The sequence below is a fragment of the Vibrio sp. 10N.222.52.C12 genome (genome assembly GCF_041474215.1).
Taxonomy (GTDB): domain Bacteria; phylum Pseudomonadota; class Gammaproteobacteria; order Enterobacterales; family Vibrionaceae; genus Vibrio; species Vibrio crassostreae_C.
On record NZ_JBFRTR010000010.1, the window covers coordinates 1 to 24525 of the forward strand.

17 protein-coding genes are annotated in these 24525 nt (G+C 45.5%); 7 read left to right on the forward strand and 10 right to left on the reverse strand.

The features are described from left to right. Positions 1 to 62 precede the first annotated feature (62 nt). Positions 63 to 989: a LysR family transcriptional regulator gene (locus AB4623_RS02000; protein WP_017060808.1), complete on the forward strand. Its 927-nt coding sequence runs from the start codon at positions 63 to 65 to the stop codon at positions 987 to 989. Positions 990 to 1259: 270 nt separating this feature from the next. Here the strand turns inward: AB4623_RS02000 and AB4623_RS02005 are convergent, their stop codons facing one another. The 8 genes from AB4623_RS02005 to ebgR form a co-directional block, all read right to left on the reverse strand. Then, positions 1260 to 2600: an MATE family efflux transporter gene (locus AB4623_RS02005; RefSeq protein ID WP_017060807.1), complete on the reverse strand. Its 1341-nt coding sequence runs from the start codon at positions 2598 to 2600 to the stop codon at positions 1260 to 1262. 392 nt (positions 2601 to 2992) lie between these two features. Beyond that, positions 2993 to 5386, reverse strand: a complete 2394-nt coding sequence (gene ygjK / locus AB4623_RS02010; protein ID WP_372145636.1) for an alpha-glucosidase — start codon at positions 5384 to 5386, stop codon at positions 2993 to 2995. Positions 5387 to 5401: 15 nt separating this feature from the next. Beyond that, positions 5402 to 6466, reverse strand: a complete 1065-nt coding sequence (gene ygjJ, locus AB4623_RS02015) for a protein YgjJ (protein WP_004734431.1) — start codon at positions 6464 to 6466, stop codon at positions 5402 to 5404. A gap of 427 nt (positions 6467 to 6893) precedes the next feature. Beyond that, positions 6894 to 8327: an amino acid permease gene (locus tag AB4623_RS02020; protein WP_017069519.1), complete on the reverse strand. Its 1434-nt coding sequence runs from the start codon at positions 8325 to 8327 to the stop codon at positions 6894 to 6896. A 575-nt stretch (positions 8328 to 8902) separates the two neighbouring features. Then, positions 8903 to 10327: an amino acid permease gene (locus AB4623_RS02025; protein WP_017063320.1), complete on the reverse strand. Its 1425-nt coding sequence runs from the start codon at positions 10325 to 10327 to the stop codon at positions 8903 to 8905. Between the two features lie 141 nt (positions 10328 to 10468). Beyond that, a complete protein-coding gene (locus tag AB4623_RS02030) occupies positions 10469 to 10921 on the reverse strand; it encodes a beta-galactosidase subunit beta (RefSeq protein ID WP_017066026.1) in 453 nt (150 codons plus the stop codon). 3 nt (positions 10922 to 10924) lie between these two features. Continuing rightward, positions 10925 to 14056, reverse strand: a complete 3132-nt coding sequence (gene ebgA / locus AB4623_RS02035; protein WP_372145637.1) for a beta-galactosidase subunit alpha — start codon at positions 14054 to 14056, stop codon at positions 10925 to 10927. A 324-nt stretch (positions 14057 to 14380) separates the two neighbouring features. Further along, on the reverse strand, positions 14381 to 15364 hold the full coding sequence (gene ebgR / locus AB4623_RS02040) for a transcriptional regulator EbgR (RefSeq protein WP_017069515.1): 984 nt from the start codon (positions 15362 to 15364) through the stop codon (positions 14381 to 14383). Positions 15365 to 15757: 393 nt separating this feature from the next. Here ebgR and galE point away from each other — a divergent pair, with 393 nt between their 5' ends. The 4 genes from galE to galM all read left to right on the forward strand — a co-directional run bounded on the left by galE (position 15758) and on the right by galM (position 20667). Further along, on the forward strand, positions 15758 to 16768 hold the full coding sequence (gene galE / locus AB4623_RS02045) for a UDP-glucose 4-epimerase GalE (protein WP_229647666.1): 1011 nt from the start codon (positions 15758 to 15760) through the stop codon (positions 16766 to 16768). Positions 16769 to 16996: 228 nt separating this feature from the next. Further along, positions 16997 to 18052, forward strand: coding sequence for a UDP-glucose--hexose-1-phosphate uridylyltransferase (locus tag AB4623_RS02050; RefSeq protein ID WP_372145638.1), 1056 nt, complete (start codon positions 16997 to 16999; stop codon positions 18050 to 18052). Between the two features lie 263 nt (positions 18053 to 18315). Continuing rightward, positions 18316 to 19476 (forward strand): galactokinase, encoded by a 1161-nt coding sequence (gene galK / locus AB4623_RS02055; protein WP_372106426.1) that lies wholly within the window; start codon positions 18316 to 18318, stop codon positions 19474 to 19476. Between the two features lie 111 nt (positions 19477 to 19587). Next, positions 19588 to 20667, forward strand: coding sequence for a galactose-1-epimerase (galM, locus tag AB4623_RS02060; RefSeq protein ID WP_372145640.1), 1080 nt, complete (start codon positions 19588 to 19590; stop codon positions 20665 to 20667). 219 nt (positions 20668 to 20886) lie between these two features. Here galM and AB4623_RS02065 read toward each other — a convergent pair whose 3' ends face one another. Next, positions 20887 to 21885, reverse strand: a complete 999-nt coding sequence (locus tag AB4623_RS02065; RefSeq protein WP_372145641.1) for a substrate-binding domain-containing protein — start codon at positions 21883 to 21885, stop codon at positions 20887 to 20889. A 197-nt stretch (positions 21886 to 22082) separates the two neighbouring features. Between AB4623_RS02065 and AB4623_RS02070 the strand changes: the two genes are divergently transcribed. Next, positions 22083 to 22415 carry a tRNA-binding protein gene (locus AB4623_RS02070; protein ID WP_017060796.1) on the forward strand — a complete coding sequence of 111 codons (333 nt, stop codon included), beginning with the start codon at positions 22083 to 22085 and terminating at the stop codon, positions 22413 to 22415. Positions 22416 to 22461: 46 nt separating this feature from the next. Here AB4623_RS02070 and AB4623_RS02075 read toward each other — a convergent pair whose 3' ends face one another. After that, positions 22462 to 23016, reverse strand: coding sequence for a gamma-glutamylcyclotransferase family protein (locus tag AB4623_RS02075; protein WP_017063327.1), 555 nt, complete (start codon positions 23014 to 23016; stop codon positions 22462 to 22464). A gap of 288 nt (positions 23017 to 23304) precedes the next feature. On the opposite strand from AB4623_RS02075, the gene AB4623_RS02080 reads away from it, so the two are divergent. Then, positions 23305 to 24489, forward strand: a complete 1185-nt coding sequence (locus tag AB4623_RS02080; protein ID WP_372145642.1) for an NnrS family protein — start codon at positions 23305 to 23307, stop codon at positions 24487 to 24489. The last annotated feature ends 36 nt before the right edge of the window (positions 24490 to 24525 follow it).

Below are 24525 nucleotides of genomic sequence, written 5' to 3' on the forward strand. Positions count from 1 at the left end.
CTTGCACTATGATTCAAATTAATTGTTTTAATTATAACTATTAATGAAATAGGTTCTTCTGGATGGCTGATTTTAACTGGAAAGGTATCGATCTTAACTTATTGATAGCTCTGCAAGCGTTATACAAAACGAACAGTGTAAGTAAAGCGGCTGAGCGCTGTTATGTCAGTCAGTCTGCAATGAGTCATAGCCTTCAACGACTTCGAAAGTTGTTTGATGATCCTCTGTTTGAGCGGGTGGGTAGCAAGATGGAGGCAACCGACCGAGCCATTGAACTATCAAGTACCGTGGACGCGCTACTGAATACCATCCAGTCTGAAGTTCTGTTATCTAAATCATTTGATGCAACAACTTACAAAGGCAGTTGGAAGATTGGTCTTACCGATTATGCCGAGCAGATGTTTGCTCCAGTGTTGTTTGATCTCATTAAACAGTCCTCTCCTGATTCTCAAATTGCGTTGTTCAACGTAAATCGATCTAACTATCAGCAAGTCTTTGACGATGCCAAGCTTGATATGACGATAGGCAGCTTTGGTGAGGTACCAAAGCAATATCGAACAAAGCATTTGTATACGGAGCAACATGTTTGTTTACTTGATCAATCGGTTCTATCTATTGAGGAGCCGATGTCGCTAGAACAATTTGTTGCTGTCGAGCACGCGCTTGTTTCCCCTGCAGGGGCTTTAAAGACGGGAGTGGACACTCGTTTAGGTGAACTCGGCTTAAGCCGGAAAGTCGCGATATCTTCCAGTAACTTTTTAACTGTTAAACGACTCATTCGTGGCAGAGAACTATTGTGTATTGTCCCCAAGCTAGTCGCGCGCAAGGATATTGATAGTGAAGAAACCTTACTAGCTGTGAAGCCACCTATTGATGTTCCAGATTTTGATATCCAGCTTGTTTATAGAAAGGCAAAGCATTTAGATGATAAAAATAAACTACTTAGAAAGTTGATTACTAATGCGATCTCATCTGTGATTTCCGAATAGTTTATTGTGTCGGTTAATCGTCAAATTCATATGAATTAATTTTAGAAAAATCCGGTTTATTATAAGAACCCGACTATACTTAATTTACGACTCAAGGCAGTCGTAAAGAATAGGCTTTTTGATTTACCTAAGTAAAAAAATTGGTTATATCCTCATGATATAGCTTAAAAATCTACCAGGCTAAACGGACTTAGTTGGTCTTAAAAGCGCTAGCTCCCCCTAGCGCTTTTTTCTTTTGGTCGAGATAAATTTCGACGTATCAACAACAACCTAAAAAGAGAATCGAGTCCATTTCTTAGCTCGCCAGCGATAGGCCATGATGATTCCACGGAACCACTCGTCCATCGCGATTGCCATCCAAGCACCCAATACGCCATAACCCCAATGCACGCCAAGCAAATAGCTCATGGCAACCCCAATGCCCCACATGCTGAGAATGCCCATTTTGATCGGGAATTTAATGTCGCCAGCAGCCTTTAGACAAGAGATAAAGATAAGGTTAAATACTCGTCCAGCTTCAAGAATGATGGAACCTGCAATCAGTGCCGCCGTTAGCGCAATGATCTCTGGATCTTGCGTGAACAGATCGAGAATTTCGAAACGGAACACATACACCATGCAGGTGATCGCGGTTGACGCGATAAAGCCAACCACAAAGTAACGTTGCACGCGCTTGGTAATCTCGTCGATCCAACCCTTACCAATGTAATAGCCTGTTTGGATTTGGCTGCCTTGACCAATTGCCAGTGCAAACGCAAAAGAGAGGCGAGCGATGTTTTGTGCGTAAGTAAACGCAGCCAGTGAAGACGTACCCATCTGCACTACAAAGAAGGTAATGCTGATCTGAGCCATGTTATAAGAGAGCACTTCTCCAGCGTTCATCGAGCCGATCTTCATGATTTTTTGATAGATGGCTTTCGGCACAGATTTAAACTGCTTCACTGGTAGATAAATCCCTTTGCTTCTGACCACACCAATCAAGATCAACATTCCGATTACTTGGCTAATGACGGTCGCGGTCGCAACCCCTTGCACGCCGTATACAGGCAAACCAAAAGGTTGATATAAGGCACAGTAGTTACCGAATACGTTGATGACACCTGCAATCATATTGATCACCATCGGTGACTTTGAATAGCCATGACTGCGCAAAATAGTGGTGAGAACCACACCTATGGTTACATTGAAGGTGAGAGCACCACTGATGAACAGGTATTCTTGCGCGTACTGTTCGACTTGAGGTTCGAGTTGATAAAGCGGGATAAAATATTCAGCAACAAGAACGGCAATCACACTCAGTAGCACACCGGCAATAATGGCCAGAATGATACTTGCTACACCCACGTGAGCGCTCTCTTGAGTGCGGGAAGCACCATTGTATTGCGCGATTAGAATACCCGTACCACTGCTGACCATGGTCGAGACAATGATCAGGAAAAAGGATATCTGAGAAATAACACCAACGGCAGACACGGCTTTGTCCGAGTATCCCGATAACATGAATACATCACTGGTGTTGAGTGCGGTTCTTAAAAGAACTTCGATAAAAATTGGCCAGGTGAGCGCAACGATTCCCATACGTTTGTTTAGGGTGGAATCAGCATTAGGCATTTAGGTTTTCTCAAAAAAGGGGTAGGCGACACTATAGTTTAGCTATTATTTAGTAAACGACTATCAAATTAATGTCCGGAAGGCTAATAAGGATAAATAAAATTCGAATAAGTCTTCAGAACCCAATATTTCAGTGAGAGTGATGAAATTTTTGAATGGGATTTCATAGCAAGAGCACTCTTTGCTTTTTGTGAGTAAAAGCTTGCCTGTGTTAGCTGAGTACAACGAACAGAGTAAAAGGATCATGGTAGGCCAAATGGTCTAAGTGCTTGTTTTTCGCTTACGTTACTTCAGATATAAAAAAGGCACTCAGCGAGAAACTGAGTGCCAAAGTCTGAAATTTATGAGGTTAGATTTTCATTGAATTTCAGAAGACAGGTATAGGTTTTTACTTACTCTGCGTCAGTAAAGAAATCGTTGTATAACATGTATAGGTGGGCAGCACTCCAAGAGAAGTTTGGAGCACCTTGTTGTTCACCGTTTAGCGGGTTGTAGTTCTCACGGATAGGACCGTCTTGTACCAAGCCATCGGCGTGGTCGAAGAATGCGCCTGCCATTTCAATCGCATCGTCACGGTAGCCGTAGCTGTCCATACCTTTTAGGCCGAAGTAGAACTGGTCTACCCATACACGTCCACGCCAGTAAATGTCTGGACCAAATGCAGGGCTAGAAAGCGCTGCTGTGCCTAGTGGAACGTAGGTATTGAACTCTTCTGTATCTTTCATTACAGAAACAACTGCATCAGCGTTAGCTTGAGTGGCAGCTGCATTGAACAATGGTGACCAACCTTCAGGGCCTTTACCACGCTCTACAATCGGTTTACCTGCACAGCCATTCGCTAGTGGTTTGTCTTCGATACGAATGTCGTAGAAGAAGTTAGTGCCTTCGTCGAACATACAGGTGTTGATGTAGTTCGATAGATGCTCAGCTTTTTCACGGAACTCTTTCGCTTCTGCGTCTTTACCAAGAATGTCAGCCATTTCTGCTAGGTACTTGTTATCGCTGTACATATAGCTTGCTTGGTCGACAGATTCTTGCAGTAGTGAGTAGCCCAGTAGCGTGCCATCTTCAGCGCGGTTTTGAGCGAACTCAACATCCCAATCGCTGCGCTTGCCGCCATTCGCTACATACGCGTCTAGCTGGTCTTTATCGATGAAACCAAATGCGGCTGCATCGTCACGACCTGACTCCCAAGACGCGGCAGTTTGTGCTGGGCTTTCGATGTAATCGTAGTTACCTTCAGCAATCACTTTATCCAGTGCCGCTTGGCCTATAACTGTCTCGTGCTTATCGCCACGAACCACAGTGAAGTACATTTCACCTTCAGGTGTATTGTGTGCTTTATCGCGTGCTGCGCCGTATTCAGGTACGCCGTTGCCGTTGTTGTCACGGTTGCGCAGCCACCAATCGTGGTATGCCACGAGCTTTGGATACATCTCTTCGAGCCAAGCTTCATCGCTGGTGGTCTTATAGACTTCCATTACTGCCCATGCTGCTAGGCTTGGTTTGGTGTTACGTTCATTCCAGTTACCGCCATCGCCGCCACGTTCTGGACTTAGGTTGTAAGCGAGTAGATCGGGCACGTAACCTTCATCCCAAGGACGAACGGCATCGTCAGCCTGAATTTGGTAAGCGAACATCGCGCGGATGTTATCTTTCGCTACATCTGGGTTGAAGTGAGCCATTGCGTGGGCTTGCTTCCATGTGTCCCAAGGCCAAGTTTGGTTGCCCGAGAACCAACGTGCGGTCACGGATGGTGTCACAGAGTCAAACTCCATCGCACCTGCAGCGCCACGCCAGTTACCGTTTAGGGTTTCCATCGCTTTAACCGCAACACGCTCTTGCTCTGGTGTCGCGTTCGGGTTGGTTAAACCCATCTCAAGATAGCCTTCCCAACGTTCTGCTGATGCCGCTAAGAAGTCGGTAGGGTTTGCCATGATCTTTTTGATTTCAGGCTGTTCCGCTTGCGCTTCTTCTGCCGTTAGAACATGCGAGTATGTGGTGTAGATAGTCGTCGATGCTTCAATGTTTGCCGTTGAAGTAAACGCTAAACCATCAACCGTGGTTTTCGTTGGGATCGACTTGTGAACTTGGTATTCAGACTCACCAGAAGTCAGTAGATCCCATGTCGAACGAACTTTACCGAAGGTCACCTTTAGGCCATCGTCGGTTGCGACGATTTGACGGTCATACTCAGGGTAAGTTTCAGCGATTGTTTTGTCGGTTTGTGCCACGCCTTCTTTAGCGTGCGTCTTTTCTAGTAGTTCACCATCCCACACCAATTCAACCGGTGAGTCGGTAGTGATTTTGGTTTCTAGCAGAGAGGTACGGTTTGAGGCAAAACGCATCGTCATTTCTACGGTCACATCGTCAGATTTTAGCGTCTGAACCAATGCTCCCGGTAGGCTGTAAGCTTCCATAGTGAAAGCCACTTTTTTGCCGTCTTTGAACACGCTTAGGCGGTCGAAGTTATCAGCCATGAAGTTGATGTATTCTTCGGTAAGCAGTGCTGTACCTGGGAATCCGCCCATGCCTTCTGCACTGTCTGGCAGCAGGTGACCGTGCCATGCACCTAGGTCGAAGAATGGGTTAAAGCGTTGGTGGTCATCGAAGTCGTAGTCACGCATGTATTCAGGTGAGCCAGTACGGTCGATAACGTTCTTAAATTCGTTGGCTTGCAGTTGCTCTGTGTCAGAGCCTGAGCCAGAGATTGAGTTTGAAGCACAACCAGTAACGACAAGGGCTGCACCGATAGCGAGAGCTGCGAATGATTTATTCAGTTTCATGATCAATTCCTGTTATTACCAGTAGAAGTATTGCATTGCGAACACCTGAGCGTCGCCGATTTCAGTGTCGCTGCCTACGCCAAAGCGGCTATCGAAAGCAGTCGCAAACGCGCCGTTGCCGTATTCATACCAAACGCCAGCATTGATGTAAGAGGTGATTTCTTTGTCGCCATTGTCACCGTCAAAGTTTGCGTAGTTGTAGGCTGCAGATAGGTAAACGCCTTGTGCCGCTTCGTACCATGCACTGGTTTGAATACCAGACTCGCTACCGAAAGACTCTTGGTTGCCTTTATCTGTATCGTGCCAAACACGAGTGGCGAAGTTTTTGTACTCAGCACCCAATAGCAATAGTTCACCACCATCGTTGTTACGAACTTCACCACCACCCATTAGGGTTAAGTCGTCGGTCAGATCGTATTGAAGGTAACCATTGACCATGGCGTTCTTATCTTTCCATTGGTCTGCGAAGCTGTCGTATTTACCGAAGTGAACAAGAGCATCGTCTTCCGAGAAGTCAGACTCTGGCGCGAAAGAAACGCTGTAGCGAAGCTTGCCTTCTAGGTTTTGAATCTTCACACCAAGGTGCACGTCTCGCGTGTTTGAGATCGCGTAGCCGTATTCAACCGTAGGGTCACCCCACCATTGAACGTCATCTAATGAAGAGTCCATACGACCAATCATGAATTCTGTTTTGTTATCTGTGCGGTAGCCAGCGTAAAAGCGGTTGAAACCACCTTCAAAACCGCCCCAGCCGTGGCCCGTTGCCCAAGCATTGCCTTCGTCATCGGCTTGTACTGTCCAGCCCTCCATATAAGCAAGACCAAACCAATTACCGTGCTCGATAGCCAAGCCAGCTTCAATGTAAGTACCGTCTGCGTAGCGGCCTTTATCATCACCTTCGAGTGCCACGTGACCACCAAGGCCAAGCTCACCATAAAAGTTAAATAGGGTTTCAGTTTCTGTCTGAGGAGGCTGAGTATCACTGTGGTTTGCTGCGGACTCTTCCGCGTGGGCAGTGGTACTTAAGGCAGCAAGAATACAGCTTGTAATAAGAGTGTTTTTAGTAAAACTACTTTTCATTTTAATCACTTCTGTGTCGGGGTTATAAATGAAGGTTCGCAAGCAGTTCTGACTTCTAATATGGGGTGCTCTTCAAGGCGTATTGGTCAGGTTACTTACGATCGCAAAACCAATATTAATGATAATTTTGATGTTTAAAATTAATTAAGTTTAAAAATGCGATCTATTTTTAGTAAATATTTACTTTGTTTTTATTTTGACTTTCAGTTGAATTTGCAGAGGTATGGCTAGGGTTGTAAGTATTCGGGAGGTGAATTGTTTGATGGGTGGTTAGATTGTTGGTTCGAATGTTTTGATTCTTGAATGGCTTTGATTTAATCGAGATGGTTAGTGGAAATGTACCGACAAATAAAAAGGCACTCACCAAATGTGAGTGCCTGAAGTTTAAGTCAGAGTGCCCGAAGTTTAAATCAGAGTGCAGGGTAAACTAAGCGTTCGCCGGTTCAGGTTTTGCTTCTAGTTTTTTCTCTTCTGGAGATAAGCTTTTTTCATATTTTCCATACTTCCACCACGCGTAGCCAAGGAAGATAACAATCCCGCCCACGTTGTAGAAGATGATGGTCATGATGTCAGCACCTGTTGGGAAGGTTGACGCAAAGAAGCCAACAGTGAAAATGCCGATCAGAATTGAGACCACGGTAATGCCTGTCATACGTGAGCCCATTCTGAAATCACGAGGTAAGTGATCCAACTTCAAACGTAAATTAAGGTACGCGATCATGATGAATAGCGGTGGCAACATCGATGCTGCAGCTGTCATGTTGATAATGGTACTCATCAGATCTTGAACCGTATCGGACGCCAGTGTCGGAATGAACATCAGTGGAATCACAATCAAGAACTGAATCCAAGCCGCACGCTCTGGAACGCCTTGTTTGTTTAGAGCGACCGTTTTCTCACCGAAGATACCTTTAGGGATTTCAGAGAAGAAAATCTTAACGGGTGTTGCCGTCCACATCAGCAGAGAGCCCAGCATCGCCGTGAATGAAACCACACCAACGAAACGGTTCATCAAGATTTCAGACAGGCCAAAGTGTCTTGCTAGCCCTTCAAATACCTGAACTGAGCCGCCTGTGAATTTAAGCTCTTCACGCGAAACAAACACGTTTGCTAACACAGATCCTACCGAGTAAAGCGCACCGATGAAGATACCGGCAATGATGATGACTTTAACGAAAGACTTGTGACCGCCTTTGATGTCGTTAACGTAAACCGCGACCGATTCTGCACCGCCTGCCGCCATGAAGATCCAAGTGATTACGCCAAGGAATGCCCAGTTGAAGCTTGGTGTCATGGCTTCAATGGTGATTGGGTCAGCTGGCTCGATACCGCCTACCAAAGCACCGCCAGATAGTAAGATGTAAGACATCGTTAGCAGCAGCATCAGTGATGATGTTAGTGAGGTGATAGGGCCCAGTAATTTCGCACCGTTATTCGAGATATGAGTCGCGACCGCAAACAAAATAGTACTTAGAATTGCGGTGGTCATTGGCGTGAATATGTACTCAAAACCTAAGAACGCATACGACGCGTAAGCGATGATTCTAGGGAGCAGAGAGGTGAAGAAGAACAGGTTAACAAACCAGTAGGTGTAAGCTGAAATAAACGCCCAGCGGCCGCCTAAAGAGCTTTTAACCCAAGAGTAAACACCCGCTTCAGAGTCTTTATTCAGTGACACAAACTCTGCAACGATCAAACAAAATGGCACAAAGTAAAAGATGGTTGCTAGAAAGAACATCGGAGCCGAGGAAAGGCCGATCTCGATGTTGTTATTAATGATGTTATTGAAGCTGTATACCGCCGCGAAGGTCATAGACAGTAGGGCAAATTTGCCTATCGTACTGCGTTTATTTTCGGACATGATGTTCTCCGGTGAATCACGTTGATGATCGTTATAACTTGGTCCTAGAGAGGGAAGCTCTAGGCCGCACTTTTATTGTTATGTTGGTTTGGCAAACACCCGCTTTGTTTTGTCAGGGTTGGCTCATTGTTGTTTTTATAGATTTACGATCGGACTTCTTTGGGATTTTTTTTCTTTGGTATTTCAGTAAACTTATTACCAAAACAAAGAGTTAAAGATTAAGAAGTTCATTGAAGAGATTGCTTGTTTCATGAGCGACGATTTATAAGGCGTGTAGGGGCTTTTTTGTCGCTTTCTTTATATGAATCAGTTTGTCTCTTCAGCAAGAAGATTAAAGATTAAGCGGCGGGAAGTTAATCGAAATTGATCAAATATGTGACCTTGAGTAAATAAATTTAGTTAATGTTTTACCTTGGTTTTTATTTGAGTTTTATTACCTATTAATTGGTGTTTTTCGTGAACTGAAACCTTGACGGAACGCCGTTTTATTTTTGGGGGTTTTTATTTTAATTATCTGATTTAAAACAAAAAAAGCGCCAATTAAGGCGCTTTTAACTAGATGTATAGATTCTGGATTACGACTGCTTAGCCGTTTCTAGCTTTGCTTCTTTACCTGCTTGCTTCTTTTCAAAGCGAGAGATCCACCACCATGCGATACCAGAGAATACCGCTGTCATGAAGACGTTGATGAAGAAGGCTTGAACAAGGTCAACACCTGTCGGGAATGCCGATGCTGTCATGCTCACAATGAAGATACCAATCAGTACCGATACTACTGCCATACCTTGAACTCGAGTACCCATGCGGAAATCACGCGGTGTGTCGTCGTGTTTCAAGCGGAATACAAAGTAGGCCACCATGATGAAGATTGGCGGTAGCATTGCGGTACCTGCTGTTAGATTGATTGCTGTATTCATCATGTCTTGTACAGATTCAGAGCCGAAGCCGTTCACCACAAGCATCACGAATACAAACGCGAACTGCCACCAAGCTGCACGTACTGGCACGCCGTGTTCGTTAAGCTCTGTTGTCTTCTCGCCGTAAACACCTTTAGGGATTTCAGAGAAGTGAATTTTTACTGGAGCTGCTGTCCACATCATCATCGAACCGAACATAGCAACGAATAGGATAATACCGACGAAGCGACCCGTTAGAGATTGTGAAATGTCGAAGTAGTTCGCCATACCTGTGAAGATTTCAACCATGCCGCCAGCGTAGGTCAGTTCATCACGAGCAACGAATACGTTTACTAGAAGAGAGCCCACTGCGTACATTGCGCCGATTGCGATACCTGCACCAATGATAACCTTGATGAAAGACTTGTGACCGCCCTTAACATCGTTTAGGTAAGCGGCTGCGGTTTCTGCACCACCGGCTGCTTGGAAGATCCAACACATGATACCTAGCGTTGCCCAGTTGATGGTCGGTGTCATTGCTTCAAGCGTGATTGGTTCTACTGGCTCATGGTTGCCGCCCAGTGCCATTAGTGCACCGATAACGTAAATCGCGAACAGAGCAAATACACCGTAGGCCACGATCTCGGCAATCTTACCTAGCCAGCTCGCGCCTTTAGTTGAGATGTGAGTTGCTGCAGCAAACAGAGCAATCGAGATAGCCGATGTGACGACTGGCGAGAAGGCGTATTCATAGCCCAACATCGCGTAAGACGCATAGGCGATTACGTTTGGTAGCAGGGATACAAACCAGAAAAGGTTTACGAACCAGTATAGGAAGGAACCTAGGTAGGCTGCTTTTGAGCCTAGTGGTTTTTTTAGCCAGTCATACATGCCTGACTCAGAATTTTTATTTGCTGATACGAATTCAGCAATGATGAACACGAACGGAATGAAGTAAATAAGGGTCGCGAGCAAAAAGATAGGGGCTGAACTCAATCCCAATTCGATGTTGTTGTTTACAATGTTGCGAACGTTAAATACCGCTGCAAATGTCATGGAGAGTAGGGCAAATTTGCCTAACTTACCGCGTACAGATTCAGACATAGTGTCCTCCGAGGAATCACGTAATTATAGTCGTTATTTCTCAATGCTTCCTTGTAGGGAGGAAGCATTGAGGCTTTGTTCAGCATGTTGGAGCCTTGAACGGCAAGGCTCCAACATACTGTGAATAGATAGCGTTATTGTTTATTTATTGAGGAAGTAACCGTCTTCAATGGTCACTTTCAGTACCACTTTTCGAACTCGGTTATCACCGTGGAAACGGTAAGCCTGATTGTTGTCAAAGATCGCCACTTGGCCTTCAGCTAGCTCACGAGTTTCACCGTTCCCCATTAGGTGTTCGCGGTCGGTTTCATCGCTATAAGCTTGGATCTGCTCTAGCTCTGATTTCGCTGCGAATTCAACCGTTTCACGGCCTTCTAGGTAGTAGTGCACGTCGAAGTAACGACGATTACCGGTGAAGTTTTCTGTGTTACGAGCCACACCGTCTTCAATCATGTAAGCCAGTGAATCACCAATTGAATACATCACGCCATCTTTGATGTTTCCGATGTTTTCAATCGCTTCTACACAGCGTTGCCATTTACGACCATCGCGGTAGACGACTTTAAATTGTTCTAAGTTCTCTAAAACGATCATCGCTTATGCCTCGTTCAGTTGTGGTTGAGCTTTTGGTGCATTCACCGTAAAAAACTCATCGCCAAAGTTGTGATTGATTAGGTGCTGCGCATCGCAATCGCCTGCTTGGAATGGAATCAGAGTTAAACCGTAGCGGAACTCGTCCATGTAAACGCGGTAAGAATCGAGCACTTCGCTGCCCCAAGAGTTAGAGCCTAAGCCCATCACTTGGTGATCTAGGTTTAACGTGATGTAACCGCTTTTCTCTAGCTCAATGGTGTGTTGTGCTTGGTGCAGGTTTTGGTTGGTGTAGAACCATGCGCTGAAGTTGATTTCTTGCTGTGGTTTTACTGCAATACCATTACCCGCGCGGCTTGAAAGCGCAGCCCAACGAACGTGTTGGCGGTTGCCGTTGTTCTGTGGGAACGGGTAGTTCTCGAACATGTCTGCAACGGTTGATTGGTACACATCAATCATGTTGGCTTGCTTGCTGTCTTGGTAGTTCTCTTCAGGGCCGCGTCCGTAATATTGGACTTGGTCGAAGTCGCCGTTGATGCCCATATCAAAACCAATCACAGGAATTACATGAGGGTACTCACCGTAACGTTCGCCGCTTAGCTCAACGTTCAATTGGCCTTCAGCATTAACTTGGTAGCGATATTCACAACGCATGCCGAAATCGAATACTGGTGGAGCAATGATGCTGGTGGTGGTGATCTCTACCTTGCCATTTACCTGTTCAACGTTAACGCATTCAAGGTCAATGCTACGGAAGTGCTCCTGCATAATTTGCAAGTGTGCAGGCTCCCAGTAACCATCGTGCTCTTGTTTATGGTTATCGATCATTGGCTTGAAGAAGTTGATTCGTGGTTCTGACTTAATCATCTCTTCGCCATTGACCAACCATGACGTCAGCTTGCCGTTCACTTTCGAGAAGTTCAGTGCGAAGTTGTGGCCTTTGATTAGGTAAGCTAAACGAGACTCTTCCACATTCAGTGCTGTCGCATTGTTGTTAGTGAAGGCTTCTAGCTGTGCTGTGTTCTCTTTCACTTGGAATTGATACACCGCGATGTCGTGGTTCGCTTCGCTGTAAGGCGTACGAGAATCCTTGCGCACGGTAAAGTTCACAAACACTTCGCGCTCATCAAGTTGTGGCAAGTTAAGTGTCAGTTCACGGCTCGAGTTTTCTGCCAGTTCTTCAATCTTGATGTGTTGCACAGCAATGGTTTCACCTTCAGCACGGATTTCCGCAGTGATGGTGTAGTCATCGATGTTTGAGAACCAAAGTTTGTTGTCTACCGTGAAGGTGCCCGTTTGTGCATCGAAATCGCGAAGCTTCACTGGGGCAATCACTTGCTTGTACTCTTTCAAGCCAGGGCCTGGCGTTTGGTCTGGGTAGATCAAACCGTCCATGCAGAAGTTGTAGTTGTTCGGGTAGTCACCGTAGTCACCGCCGTATTTGTAGAACTCTGTGCCTGCTTCATCACGCGCTAGAATGCCGTGGTCACACCATTCCCAAACATAGTGACCTTGAATTGCGTCATGCTTGTAGAACACGTTTTGGTATTCAGTTAAACCACCCGGGCCGTTACCCATTGCGTGTGCGTATTCGCAGATGATGCGTGGTTTTTCGTGTGGGAATTCACCGAAGGCATTCATCAGTTGAGCACGTGAGTACATGGTTGAAATGATGTCGACTACTTCAGCATCACGGTCTTCTTCATAATGAACCAGACGCGTGTCATCAATTGCTTTTGCTGCATCGTACATAGAGCGGATGTTGCAACCGTAACCAGACTCGTTACCTAGCGACCACATGATGATAGAAGGGTGGTTCTTCTGAGCGTGGATATGACGTTCGATACGTTCAACAAACACCGCTTCCCATGCTGCATCGTTAGTGATGCGGCTTAGGTCGCCAACGTTAGCAAAGCCGTGAGTTTCGACATCGGTTTCACCCATCACGAACAGGCCGTAGATGTCACACAGTTCGTAGAAACGTGGGTCATTCGGGTAGTGCGCAGTACGTACTGAGTTGATGTTGTGTTGCTTCATCAACACCAAGTCTTTCTCAACGCGATCCATGCCCACAGCACGACCTTTCAGGTGGTCGTTGTCGTGACGGTTTACACCATGCAGCATCACGTATTTGTTGTTGATGTAGAACAGACCATCGCGAACTTTAATGTCTCGGAAACCAACGCGCTGTGGAATCACTTCTAGCACTTCGCCGTCTGTGTCTTTTAGCGTCAGCAACAGTTGGTAAAGGTATGGGTTTTCAGCATTCCATTGAACAGGGTTCACGACATCGATAGAGAATTGAGTGTTCGCATTGCCGCCAGTCTGTTGGTTAGGAACAGTTAAGTTATCTACTGAGCCTTGGGAGATAACTTGGCTGCCATCGAGCAATGCGTACTCAAGGGTTGCGTTTGCCGCTGCTGCTAGGTTTTCTAGTTCCACTTTGCATAACAGGGTCGCGCTTTGGTAAGCGTCGTCGAAGTCAGTGCGAACGGTAACGTCTTGAACGTGCAGTTGTTCTTTACCTACTAGGTAAACGTCACGGAAGATACCGCCCGTCCACCACATGTCTTGGTCTTCAATGTAGGTAGAGTCGGCCCACTGCATCACTCGAATAGAAAGTAGGTTGTTGCCTGCTTTTACCTGGCTAGAGATATCGAACTCAGCGGTTAGGCGGCTGCCTTTGCTGAAGCCCACGTACTCGCCGTTTACGTAAACTTCGAAGTAAGTTTCAACGCCATCAAATTTGATGATGGTTTGTTTCTCGTCCCAGCTTTCGCCAAGGAAGAAAGAGCGTTGGTATGCGCCGGTTGGGTTGTCTGATGGTACGAAAGGCACATCAATTGGGAATGGGAAACCTTCATCTGTGTATTGAAGATCGCCGTGGCCTTCCATTTGCCACATGTTTGGAACCGTGATGTTTCCCCAGTCGCTCATTTCCTGAGAATAGAACTCTTCAGGAACCAATAGCGGATTGGTGAAATAGCTGAAATTCCATTGGCCACTCAATAGTTGGAAGTGGCTGCTCAGTTCACGCTGAAACGTTTTTGCATTTTTTTCTGATGCGTACGAGAAGAAGTATGCACGCGGTGCCATACGGTTCTCATGTAAGTTCAGGAAGTTTTCCCAGTTGTTCACGTTGCCTCTCTCTCGGTCTGAATGCAGTTTGCTGACCGACGTTCTTATGCGTAATTGGGTCGTAGTGAATACGAGTATTTTTGGACTGAGGTAATTATTAGTAAAAGTTTTACTAAATGAAATTGGTGAAAACGTTTTACTTTAACTTCATCACGTTTTTTATGGTCTTTTTACGGTGCTGTGTGATCCACTTAAAAGAATGCTATTGGCTGATTTATGTAGCAGATTAAAGAGGGGGATACGTGGAGATTGATGTATGTGACGGGCACAAAAAAGGCCACCTTCAACAAAGGCAGCCTTTATTTATCTACTTGATATATTTAATTATTTTGTTGTATCGCGCAGCTTGAGTTTGCTTGGTACATAGACACGTAGTGGGATGGTTCGGCCGTCGCGTACTTTTTCAATCAGCAGGTTAACGCCTTGAATTCCCATCAGTTCAGAGTGAATACGAACCGTTGATAAAGATGGGAAGGTAAATTTAGCTGTTGGGATGTCGTTTACACTGATCAGCGCAATATCTTCAGGGATGTTTAATCCGTGCTCATGAACTGCTCGTAAAACGCCAATTGCGATGGAATCTGACGCAATAAACATGGCTTTAGGGTAGTCACCTGTCGCGAGCATCTGTTTTGCAAGCTTGTAACCTGAAGAGCTAGAGAAGTCACCGCGGTAGATGTCTTGCTCACTGACAACATTTTTGAGGCCACCATATTCAGCAAAAGCGACTTCACGAATATCAGGGGTGTTGACGTCGTCTTGGCCACCAATAAAGCCGATGCGCTCATAGCCTTGGTTGATAAAGAAGTTGGTGATCTCTTTGCTGATCAAAGCCAGGTCGATATCGACAGAGTCATATGGTTCTGAGTGATCGGTAAAATCGACATAACAGATATTATCGCTCAGCTTCTTAGCTTGCTCGATAACCTCTGGTGTCATTCTTCCCACCAACAAAACACCTGTGATCGGTGCTGAATTGATCTGTATTTTACTTTCATAACAGTTGGTTAGCTTAACTTCCATCTTTTCACATTGGGTTTCAATCCCGTGGCGAATCGATAGATAGTAAGGGTCGTTAACCTCGGCTTCTTGCTTGTAGTTATACAGTGCTAGAAAGTGATGGTTTTGTTTTTTACTGCTAACGGTTTTTCGTGAGCTGCTGGTTTTGTATTCCAACTTCTCTGCAATTTCAAAGATACGCCTTTTGGTCTCTTCCTTGACGCTTAATGTTGGATCTTCATTGAGAACCCTTGAAACTGTAGCCAATGATACATTCGCTTCAGTCGCGATATCTTTTAACGTTGCCATACTCACTTCCTGTTATTGGAACATTGCGCTGCTTTGAAATTGGTATTTAGTAAAAAAGCAATGCACCTCTTTATTCTACAGACCTATTGTAATCAAACTGGAAGTCATTGCATTAACTTTTAGTAAAATAAATGCTCAACTCCTCTATGATGTCTCAAATCTAACTATCTATAATTATCTTATTAAAATTCAATGAATTAGATGTGTTTGTTTATAGATTCTCCCTATGTCACGTTCAGTAACAATGATATGAGTTAGTGTAAACGTTTACACTTCGTGGTTTTGATCACAGAATTATAGTCAAAATGGCTGCTACTATTTCTGGCATACGGTGCTACTGAGCTGAATGTCAGTTCGAGTTAGTCCAAGAATGACGACAAAGAGAGGTTGATTGTGAAAGTACTGGTTACGGGCGGCATGGGTTATATCGGAAGTCATACATGTATTCAAATGATACAGGCGGGTATGGAGCCAATCATTGTTGATAACCTTTGCAACAGCAAAGAGCTAGTACTGGAGCGAATCGAATCATTGACCGGTAAGCGACCAACTTTTTATCTTGGCGACATTCGTGATCAATCTTTTCTAGATAGCGTGTTTTCAGAAAACGATATCCAAGCCGTGATTCACTTTGCTGGCCTGAAAGCGGTTGGGGAGTCGGTGTCTAAACCTTTGGAGTACTACGATAACAACGTCAATGGATCATTGGTGTTAGCTCGCAGCATGAAGAAAGCGGGTGTGAAGAGCATTGTATTTAGCTCTTCGGCTACCGTTTACGGTGATCCAGAAGTGGTGCCAATTACTGAAAGCTCTCCAACGGGTGCAACAACTAATCCTTATGGTCGCAGTAAGTACATGGTCGAAGAATGTTTGAGTGATTTGTTCAACGCCGAAAACGACTGGAGCGTGACGTTACTGCGCTACTTTAACCCAGTTGGCGCACATCCATCGGGCACTATGGGTGAAGACCCACAAGGTATCCCAAACAATCTGATGCCGTTTATTGCTCAAGTAGCGGTAGGTCGTCGCGACAAATTGGCTGTTTTTGGAAACGATTACCCAACAGTCGATGGCACAGGCGTTCGCGACTATATTCATGTTATGGATTTAGCGGACGGACACGTAGCCGCATTGAAAGCGGTTGGCGAGAAGGCGGGTTTACACATTTACAACCTAGGTACGGGCAAAGGCTCAAGTGTACTCGAGATGGTTGAAGCCTTCGCACAAGCATCGGGCAAACCGGTTCCTTATGAACTTTGCCCACGCCGCGCAGGTGACATTGCCGAATGTTGGGCAAGTACTGAAAAAGCAGAGCGCGAGCTTGGCTGGAAGGCGACGCGTAGCGTGATGGAGATGACGGCGGATACATGGAATTGGCAGTCGAATAACCCACAAGGTTACTAAAGAACTTTTAAGCTATTGAAAAAATAGAGATTCCAGATATCTCGTGCCTTTATTCTGGAATGACGGATGAGCATAAGGCTATGAAGTGGTGGCCTTTGCACAAATAGCACAACGAGATTACACGTCATTCCCTACAGCGAGGCACGAGCGTGATAGGGAATCTCCTTGTAGAAGAATTATTCATCTTGGTGAATTGACCAAGACACAAAATTTGAGAGCAATCTAAACATGTCAAAAGTTGAATTTAACCCAGTAGACCACCCGCATCGTCGTTATAACCCATTAACGGGTCAGTGGATCTTAGTATCACCGCACCGAGCAAAACGTCCTTGGAGTGGCCAAGATGAAAAACCATCGACTGCGCAGCTTCCTGCGTATGAGAAAGAGTGTTTCTTGTGCCCAACCAATACGCGTATCTCGGGCGACGAAAACCCAGATTACGACGGCACTTATGTATTCAGTAATGACTTCGCGGCGTTGATGCCTGATTCACCTGACGCTCCAGAGTCTGATAACCCTCTATTCAAGACCCAAGGTGTTCGCGGGTTGAGCCGCGTGATCTGTTTTTCTCCGGACCACAGCAAAACGCTGCCAGAGTTACCAGTAAACAAGATTCGCGGTGTTATCGACACATGGAATGAACAGATTGAAGAGCTAGGTAAAGACTACCTATGGGTTCAAGCGTTTGAAAACAAAGGCGAGACCATGGGCTGTTCTCAGCCTCATCCGCACGGTCAGATATGGGCAAACAGCTTTTTGCCCAACGAGATTGAACGCAAAGAGAAATTGTTAAAAGAGTACTTCGAACAACAAGGTTCGAATCTTTTAGTGGATTACGTTGAAGCTGAAATGAAAGACGGCTCTCGCACTGTGGTTGAAACTGAACATTGGATTGCGGTGGTGCCTTACTGGGCGGCGTGGCCATTTGAAACCATGTTGCTACCAAAAACGCACATTCGCCGTATGAGCGAACTGACTGACGAGCAGCGTGATGATTTAGCGCTTGCGATTAAGAAGCTGACCAGTCGTTACGACAACTTGTTCCAATGCTCATTCCCGTACTCAATGGGTTGGCACTATGCGCCGTTCTTTGAAGAAGGCACGGACATCGATCACTGGCAACTGCATGCGTTGTTCTACCCGCCATTGCTACGTAGTGCTTCGGTTCGCAAGTTCATGGTCGGCTACGAAATGTTGGCTGAGTCTCAGCGTGATTTAACCGCAGAACAAGCAGCGCAGCGTCTTCGTGATTTGAGTGACGTTCACTATAAAGATCAGGAATAGCCTGTTTCGTAGATAACGAGTGAGATTCCTGATATCTCGTCCCTCGATTCTGGAATGACGACAGGTGAGAAGCCCATAAGTTTAGAAGCTTAGAAGCTTAGAAGCTTAGAAGTATAGAAGTATAGAAGTTTAGAAGTTTAGTCGCTGATGTTGTCATTCCCTACCGTGAGCGACGAACGATATAGGGAATCTAAAAGAATTAAAGTGGTGCCGTGAAGGGGCCATAACCAATTGAACAAAGAGTTTAACCAGAGAGTTTACTTATGTCTGACCTAATCCAAAACGTGAAAGCATCTTTTGAGCAAGTCCTTGGTTACCAAGCGACTCATATTATCCAAGCACCAGGTCGTGTGAACCTGATCGGCGAGCACACTGACTACAACGATGGTTTTGTTCTACCGTGTGCCATTAACTACCAAACGGTAGTCGCCGCGGCTAAGCGTGACGACAACATTGTTCGCGTAGTATCAGTGGACTACGGTAATGCAGTCGATGAGTTCGATTTAACTCAAGAGATCACATTCCAACAAGACAAGATGTGGGCGAACTACATTCGTGGTGTGGTGAAGTGCTTAAAAGGTCGCGGCTTTGAATTTACAGGTGCAGACATCTCTGTAACGGGCAACGTGCCTCAAGGTGCAGGTTTAAGTTCTTCTGCGGCGCTGGAAGTGGTGATTGGTCAAACATTCAAGGTGCTTTATAACCTAGAGATCAGCCAAGCTGAAGTGGCGCTAAATGGTCAGCAGGCCGAAAACGAATTTGTGGGCTGTAACTGCGGCATCATGGACCAAATGGTCTCTGCAGAAGGTCGCGCAAACCACGCGATGCTTTTGGATTGTCGTAGCCTAGAGACTCAAGCGGTTTCAATGCCAGAAGATATGGCTGTGGTTATCATTAACTCAAACAAGAAACGCGGCTTAGTCGACAGCGAATACAACACACGTCGTGAACAGTGTGAAGAAGCGGCGCGCATCTTTGGTGTTCCGGCACTTCGTGATGTGACCATTGAGCAATTCAAAGCGAAAGAGTCTGAATTGGATGAAATGGTCGCGAAACGTGCTCGTCACGTGATTACTGAAAATGACCGTACTGTTGAAGCGGCTCAAGCTCTACGCACTCATGATATGAAGCGTATGGGCGAGTTGATGGCTGAATCGCATGCATCAATGCGTGATGATTTTGAAATCACGGTGAAAGAGATTGATGCGCTGGTTGATATGGTCAAAGAAGTGATCGGTGAACAAGGTGGCGTGCGTATGACTGGCGGTGGTTTCGGTGGTTGTATTGTGGCATTAGTTCCACCTGCATTGGTTGATGAAATCAAAACAACCGTTGAGCAGAAATATCAAGCGGCGACGGGTCTAAAAGAATCTATTTATGTGTGCCAAGCGAAAGACGGAGCAGGCTTAGTTGAAGTAATCTAACGGCTTCGAGATTTAATATAGAGCTTACCAAGTAAAAAGATCATGGTAGGCCAAATGCTAAAGCCTTTACTTCAGGTAGAGGCTTTTTACTGGCACTAGAAGGAATTTAGAATGACACAAGAGCAAAACCTGCATCAATCCATGACGCAGACTCCTGCCTATGATGGCCAACCCGCTCAGTTAGTGACGCTATCAAATACGCATGGCATGCAAGTGACATTCATGGATATTGGTGCAACATGGTTGAGCTGTATCCTGCCAGTAAAAGGAAACAAAAGAGAAGTTTTGTTGGGTGTTAACTCAATGGAGAACTTCGATAAACAAGCCAGCTATATGGGCACAACTGTTGGCCGTTATGCTAACCGCATTGCTAATGGTCGTTTCAAAATTGATGGTCAGAATTGCAAGCTGGAAACCAACCAAGCGGGCAATACCTTACATGGTGGCCCGAACGGATTTGATAAACGCCGTTGGAATATTGCCGAGCAAACCGAAACGTCAGTGGTGTTTACTCTTGAGTCTGCTGATGGCGACCAAGGATTTCCGGGGAATTTGAATGTGTCGGTGCGTTATGACATCACCGAAGACAATCGAGTTTCCATTAATTACTCTGCAACCACAGACAAGCCGACTGTAGTCAACCTAACGAATCATGCGTACTTCAATCTACTTGGCGCTGAAGCTGGACACGACTGTTTGTCACACATTGTCAGTATCAATGCTAATCAGTTCTTACCGACCAATTCGGTGGGTATTCCGTTAGGTAACCTTAAATCAGTGAAATCGACCAGCTTTGACTTCAATCAGCCTATGATGATCTCAGAGCGTTTGTTGGGCGATGAACAGCAGAAAGCAGCAAAGGGTTACGACCACTCTTTCTTATTGGCTGATGGCTGCAAACGCACTCAATGCGCCGCGACCGTAACCTCACCAGATGCGCTCGTCACACTAAAAGTATTTTCAACCAAACCTGCAATGCAGCTATACACCGGAAACTGGCTTGGTGGCACACCAAACCGAAGTGGTGGCAGCTATGAAGACTACGCTGGTTTGGCGCTAGAAACCCAGTTCTTACCTGACTCTCCTAACCACCCAGAGTGGAAGCAGGACAGTTGTATTCTCAAGCCTGAACAAGAATATAACTACAGTACCTGTTACCAGTTTGAATTTTCGGGGGATTCTTCAAACTAGTACGCTCTAGCTCAAAGCGGTTACGTCAATATCTTTTGTTTGTGAATAGGACGATGTGAATTATCGCGTTGTTCTTGGGGGATGAGCAAAAGTGGCGCTCAACAAGAGTGCGGTTTATTAAGCGCAATTGTTGAGTATCTGAGTAAGGTAGGAAAGCCCTAACAGAAGCGATTCTGTTAGGGCTTTTTTTTGTTTATTGCTTGATGAGTCGACCAGAACCTAGACTTTCTCTACCGAATTACGGCGTACCAGAGTTGGAGAGAACATCATTGGTTCAGTTGAGGTGTTTTCACCTTTGGCTAAGTGCAACGCGAGTCGTGTCGCTTTCTCTGCCATCATCTGAATCGGGTAGCGAATAGTGGTGAGCTTTGGATGAACATAGCGGGCAATCAAACCATCATCGAAACCGATGATCGACATTTTGTCTGGCGCTTGAATACCGTTTTCATCAAGGACAGACAAAGCACCAGCTGCCATGTAATCGTTGTACGCCACAATGCCAGTGATTGGCAGTGACTTAGTCAGAAGGTTAGTCATGGCGTATTCGCCACCGTCACTGGTCGGCGCTGAGTATTCAATATAGCTGTCAGAGAGCGCTATTTTGTAATCTGAGAGTGCCGCTAAGTAACCTTGGATACGCTCATCGGCATCTTCAATGCTATGCGATGAGGCGATACAGGCAATGTTCTTATGGCCATGGCGGATCAGATATTCCGTCGCAAGATACGCACCTTTTTTGTTGTCTAAGAAAATACAGTGGTTGGCAATCTCAGCAATATAACGGTTGAGCAGTACTAAGCCTTTGACCTCTTTTGCATAGGCAATCAGTTCTTCGTCGGTGAGGCCTTTAGAGTGGATCACCAGGGCGTCACAACGGCTGTTAATCAGCAATTCAATCGCTTGTCTCTCTTCTTCACGATCGTGCGAGCCATTACCGACAAGGATATGTTTTCCGTTCTCACGAGCGACATTGTCGACAGCCTTAACCAGCGTGCCAAAAAAGGGATCGGAGATGTCACCGACCAATACACCAACAGTGTTCGTGCTTTGGCTTACCAGCGCTCGAGCATTGGCATTCGGTCGATAGCCAAGTTTAGACATCGCTTTAGTTACAGACTCTACCGAGCTTGCACTCGCCTTGGGAGACTTGTTGATCACTCGAGATACGGTTGCAACAGAAACACCAGCTTCCTTTGCTACATCTTTAATTGTTGCCATTTTTAACCTCTATACATTGCTTCATCTATTTAACACCGACAATGATAGTAAGGCAACGAAACTCTCATTTTACTTCCAGTAATGAGATCTTTACCGCTTGTAATTATTAGGTTTAATGCTAGTGTAAACATTTACATTTTACTTAATTTTAGTAAATGATTTAATGAGTGAAAATAAACCAATATAGGAAGTGAGAAATGGATACTGTCTCTTATGGTGACTTTGCTAAGTTAGAAATGCGTGTGGGTAAGATCATTGAGGTTGTGCGTCATGAAAACGCCGACAAGCTTTACATAGTGCAAGTGGATGTTGGTGACAAGACACTGCAAACGGTGACCAGCCTAGTCCCTTACTACACAGAAGAAGAGTTGATGGGTAAGCAGGTTGTTGTTTTGTGCAATCTAGCGAAGGCGAAGATGAGAGGCCACACTTCTGAGTGCATGTTGCTTTGTGCAGAAACGGAAGATGAATCTGAAAGTGTATTGCTAACACCTGAACGTGCGATGCCAGCAGGTATTCGTGTCGTTTAAGCTCACTTTAGGTTGGTGAGTCAATGTGTTCACCAACCTAAATCAACTAGCTGCGTACAGTTAGTATCAAGCCATCAATCACACTGTGATGGTGATCGGAAACCCCAGCAAGGTTGCCGTATTTAGGCTGGTGGCGATCATTTTCTAATGGGTGATGCCAACCTTGTGTGTGTTTAACGAAGTGCGCCGCAAAGCTTTCAGACACCTCTAAACATCCTGCCAATACCGTATCGACATAGGTTTGGACGATAGGGCTGTTTTCGCAAGGTGCTTCAATCTCGTCTTTGATGTAAACCCAGATAGATTGATCCTGTTTGAACTCATCTTGGCTTTCTATCTGAGAGGCCTTTAACTCGATTCGGTGATAACCACGCTCACGGCGATCAAACTCAGCCAGTGCAATATCATCCACCTCAAGCAACACACCATTCACTTGTCCCTCGCCGAGATTGACGATCAAAGGTGATAACACATAGCTGTCATCGATCTTGCTCCAATGGCGAATTAAGCCATGAACAATCGCAGGGATCGCTTGCCCTGTCTGACCGGTAAGCTGGCGTGAAGATGAGTTGATTAAACTGCCATAACCAAAAATATACATCGCATTCCTTGTCTGAGTTGTTCCATTTAAGTCTAGTCTTACTATATGTGGCGAGATACCAAAAGTCAGTAAGTTTCTATTTATACATCTATATGTCCTTATGACTCTTTTGGTTGTGTTTTTTTGACTTGTTTATTGGCTAGTGAATCTCGTGAGTCGCTGTTTTTACTGGTTTTATCTAATTGGCGCGTTTCATGCAGCGTTATCTGCATATTGCATCGGATTTGATGCATACAAAATTTGGTTTAGGTAATACCTTGGCCGCTTATCTGAGAATTAGGAGCGAGTTTGTTAAATATCACAGATAAAAGTGTAGAAGACGCGATTCCAGCCTACCTGCGTTTAGGCTTTCGACCTTTCTTCTTTTTAGGCAGTCTCTATGCAGTGATCGCGATTGTCGCTTGGGTCATCATGTTCCAAAACGGTCAGCCTGAGATTTTAAAAGTTCCCGCACTGTGGTGGCACGTGCATGAGATGCTGTTTGGTTTCTCAATGGCGATAGTGGTCGGTTTTGTGTTAACGGCAGTACAAACGTGGACGGGTGTCAATGGCACCAAGCATTATCGATTAGCTGCGCTAGTCGGTTTGTGGCTCGCACCTCGTATTCTGTTTTGGACACCCGCTCCGTTATGGCTGATCTCGTCGGTTGAGGCGCTGTTCTTAATCTTCGCCGCCTACGAAATTGGTTTCCGAGTCGTGAAGTCGAAAGGCTGGAAGAATCTATTCTTTGTGCCACTGTTTATATTGGCTATCGTGGCGAACTTTGCTAGTTACGCGACCATTAAGGGGATGCCTCCATTCCCATCGTCTGCAGTTTGGCAGGCTATGTTGTGGTGGTTTACCTTGCTCTTATCAGTGATGGGTGGGCGAGTAATCCCATTCTTCACAGCGCGTCGTTTTGATTTCGAAAAAGCGCAGCCCTTGGTTTGGTTGGAATGGTTAGCCAATCTACCTTTGGTTGGCTTATTTGTGTTGAGCTTCTTCCCATTGACCTTTGCTCAAGTCGGCAATGAGTTGATGGTATTTGCAGGTGTGACACAGTTGGTGCGCTTTATCCGCTGGAAGCCTTGGACAACACTATCAGAACCCTTGGTGTGGTCGCTGCATGCGGCTTACCTATGTATCCCTCTCAGCTTGCTGTTACGCGGTTTGCTAGATAACCCGTTCGCGAGCCATAACATGCTGCACCTGTTTGCGATTGGCGGTTTGAGTGGGTTAATTCTGGCGATGATCACGCGCGTGACAATGGGACATACTGGCCGTGCTATCTATAAAGGGCCAAGTATGGCTTTGGCGTTCTCGGCTATATTTATCGCGGCACTCGTTCGTAGTTTAGGTGTGACATTCTTCCCGGCGTATTTATTTGAGATGGTCAATATCAGCGCGGGTTTATGGACGTTAGCGTTCGGTCTATTTATCTGGAAATTTGGGATGATGCTGTTAACGCCAAGAGTGGATGGTCACACGGGCTAAGCCAATTAGTTATCTATTGATATAGATAGGGAAGCT

Excerpts from the sequence above, each read along its gene's own strand:
- AB4623_RS02000 (WP_017060808.1), top strand. The coding sequence starts at position 63 with ATGGCTGATTTTAACTGGAAAGGTATCGATCTTAACTTATTGATAGCT.
- AB4623_RS02005 (WP_017060807.1), bottom strand. The coding sequence starts at position 2,600 with ATGCCTAATGCTGATTCCACCCTAAACAAACGTATGGGAATCGTTGCG.
- ygjK (WP_372145636.1), bottom strand. The coding sequence starts at position 5,386 with ATGAAACTGAATAAATCATTCGCAGCTCTCGCTATCGGTGCAGCCCTT.
- ygjJ (WP_004734431.1), bottom strand. The coding sequence starts at position 6,466 with ATGAAAAGTAGTTTTACTAAAAACACTCTTATTACAAGCTGTATTCTT.
- AB4623_RS02020 (WP_017069519.1), bottom strand. The coding sequence starts at position 8,327 with ATGTCCGAAAATAAACGCAGTACGATAGGCAAATTTGCCCTACTGTCT.
- AB4623_RS02025 (WP_017063320.1), bottom strand. The coding sequence starts at position 10,327 with ATGTCTGAATCTGTACGCGGTAAGTTAGGCAAATTTGCCCTACTCTCC.
- AB4623_RS02030 (WP_017066026.1), bottom strand. The coding sequence starts at position 10,921 with ATGATCGTTTTAGAGAACTTAGAACAATTTAAAGTCGTCTACCGCGAT.
- ebgR (WP_017069515.1), bottom strand. The coding sequence starts at position 15,364 with ATGGCAACGTTAAAAGATATCGCGACTGAAGCGAATGTATCATTGGCT.
- AB4623_RS02050 (WP_372145638.1), top strand. The coding sequence starts at position 16,997 with ATGTCAAAAGTTGAATTTAACCCAGTAGACCACCCGCATCGTCGTTAT.
- galK (WP_372106426.1), top strand. The coding sequence starts at position 18,316 with ATGTCTGACCTAATCCAAAACGTGAAAGCATCTTTTGAGCAAGTCCTT.
- galM (WP_372145640.1), top strand. The coding sequence starts at position 19,588 with ATGACACAAGAGCAAAACCTGCATCAATCCATGACGCAGACTCCTGCC.
- AB4623_RS02065 (WP_372145641.1), bottom strand. The coding sequence starts at position 21,885 with ATGGCAACAATTAAAGATGTAGCAAAGGAAGCTGGTGTTTCTGTTGCA.
- AB4623_RS02070 (WP_017060796.1), top strand. The coding sequence starts at position 22,083 with ATGGATACTGTCTCTTATGGTGACTTTGCTAAGTTAGAAATGCGTGTG.
- AB4623_RS02075 (WP_017063327.1), bottom strand. The coding sequence starts at position 23,016 with ATGTATATTTTTGGTTATGGCAGTTTAATCAACTCATCTTCACGCCAG.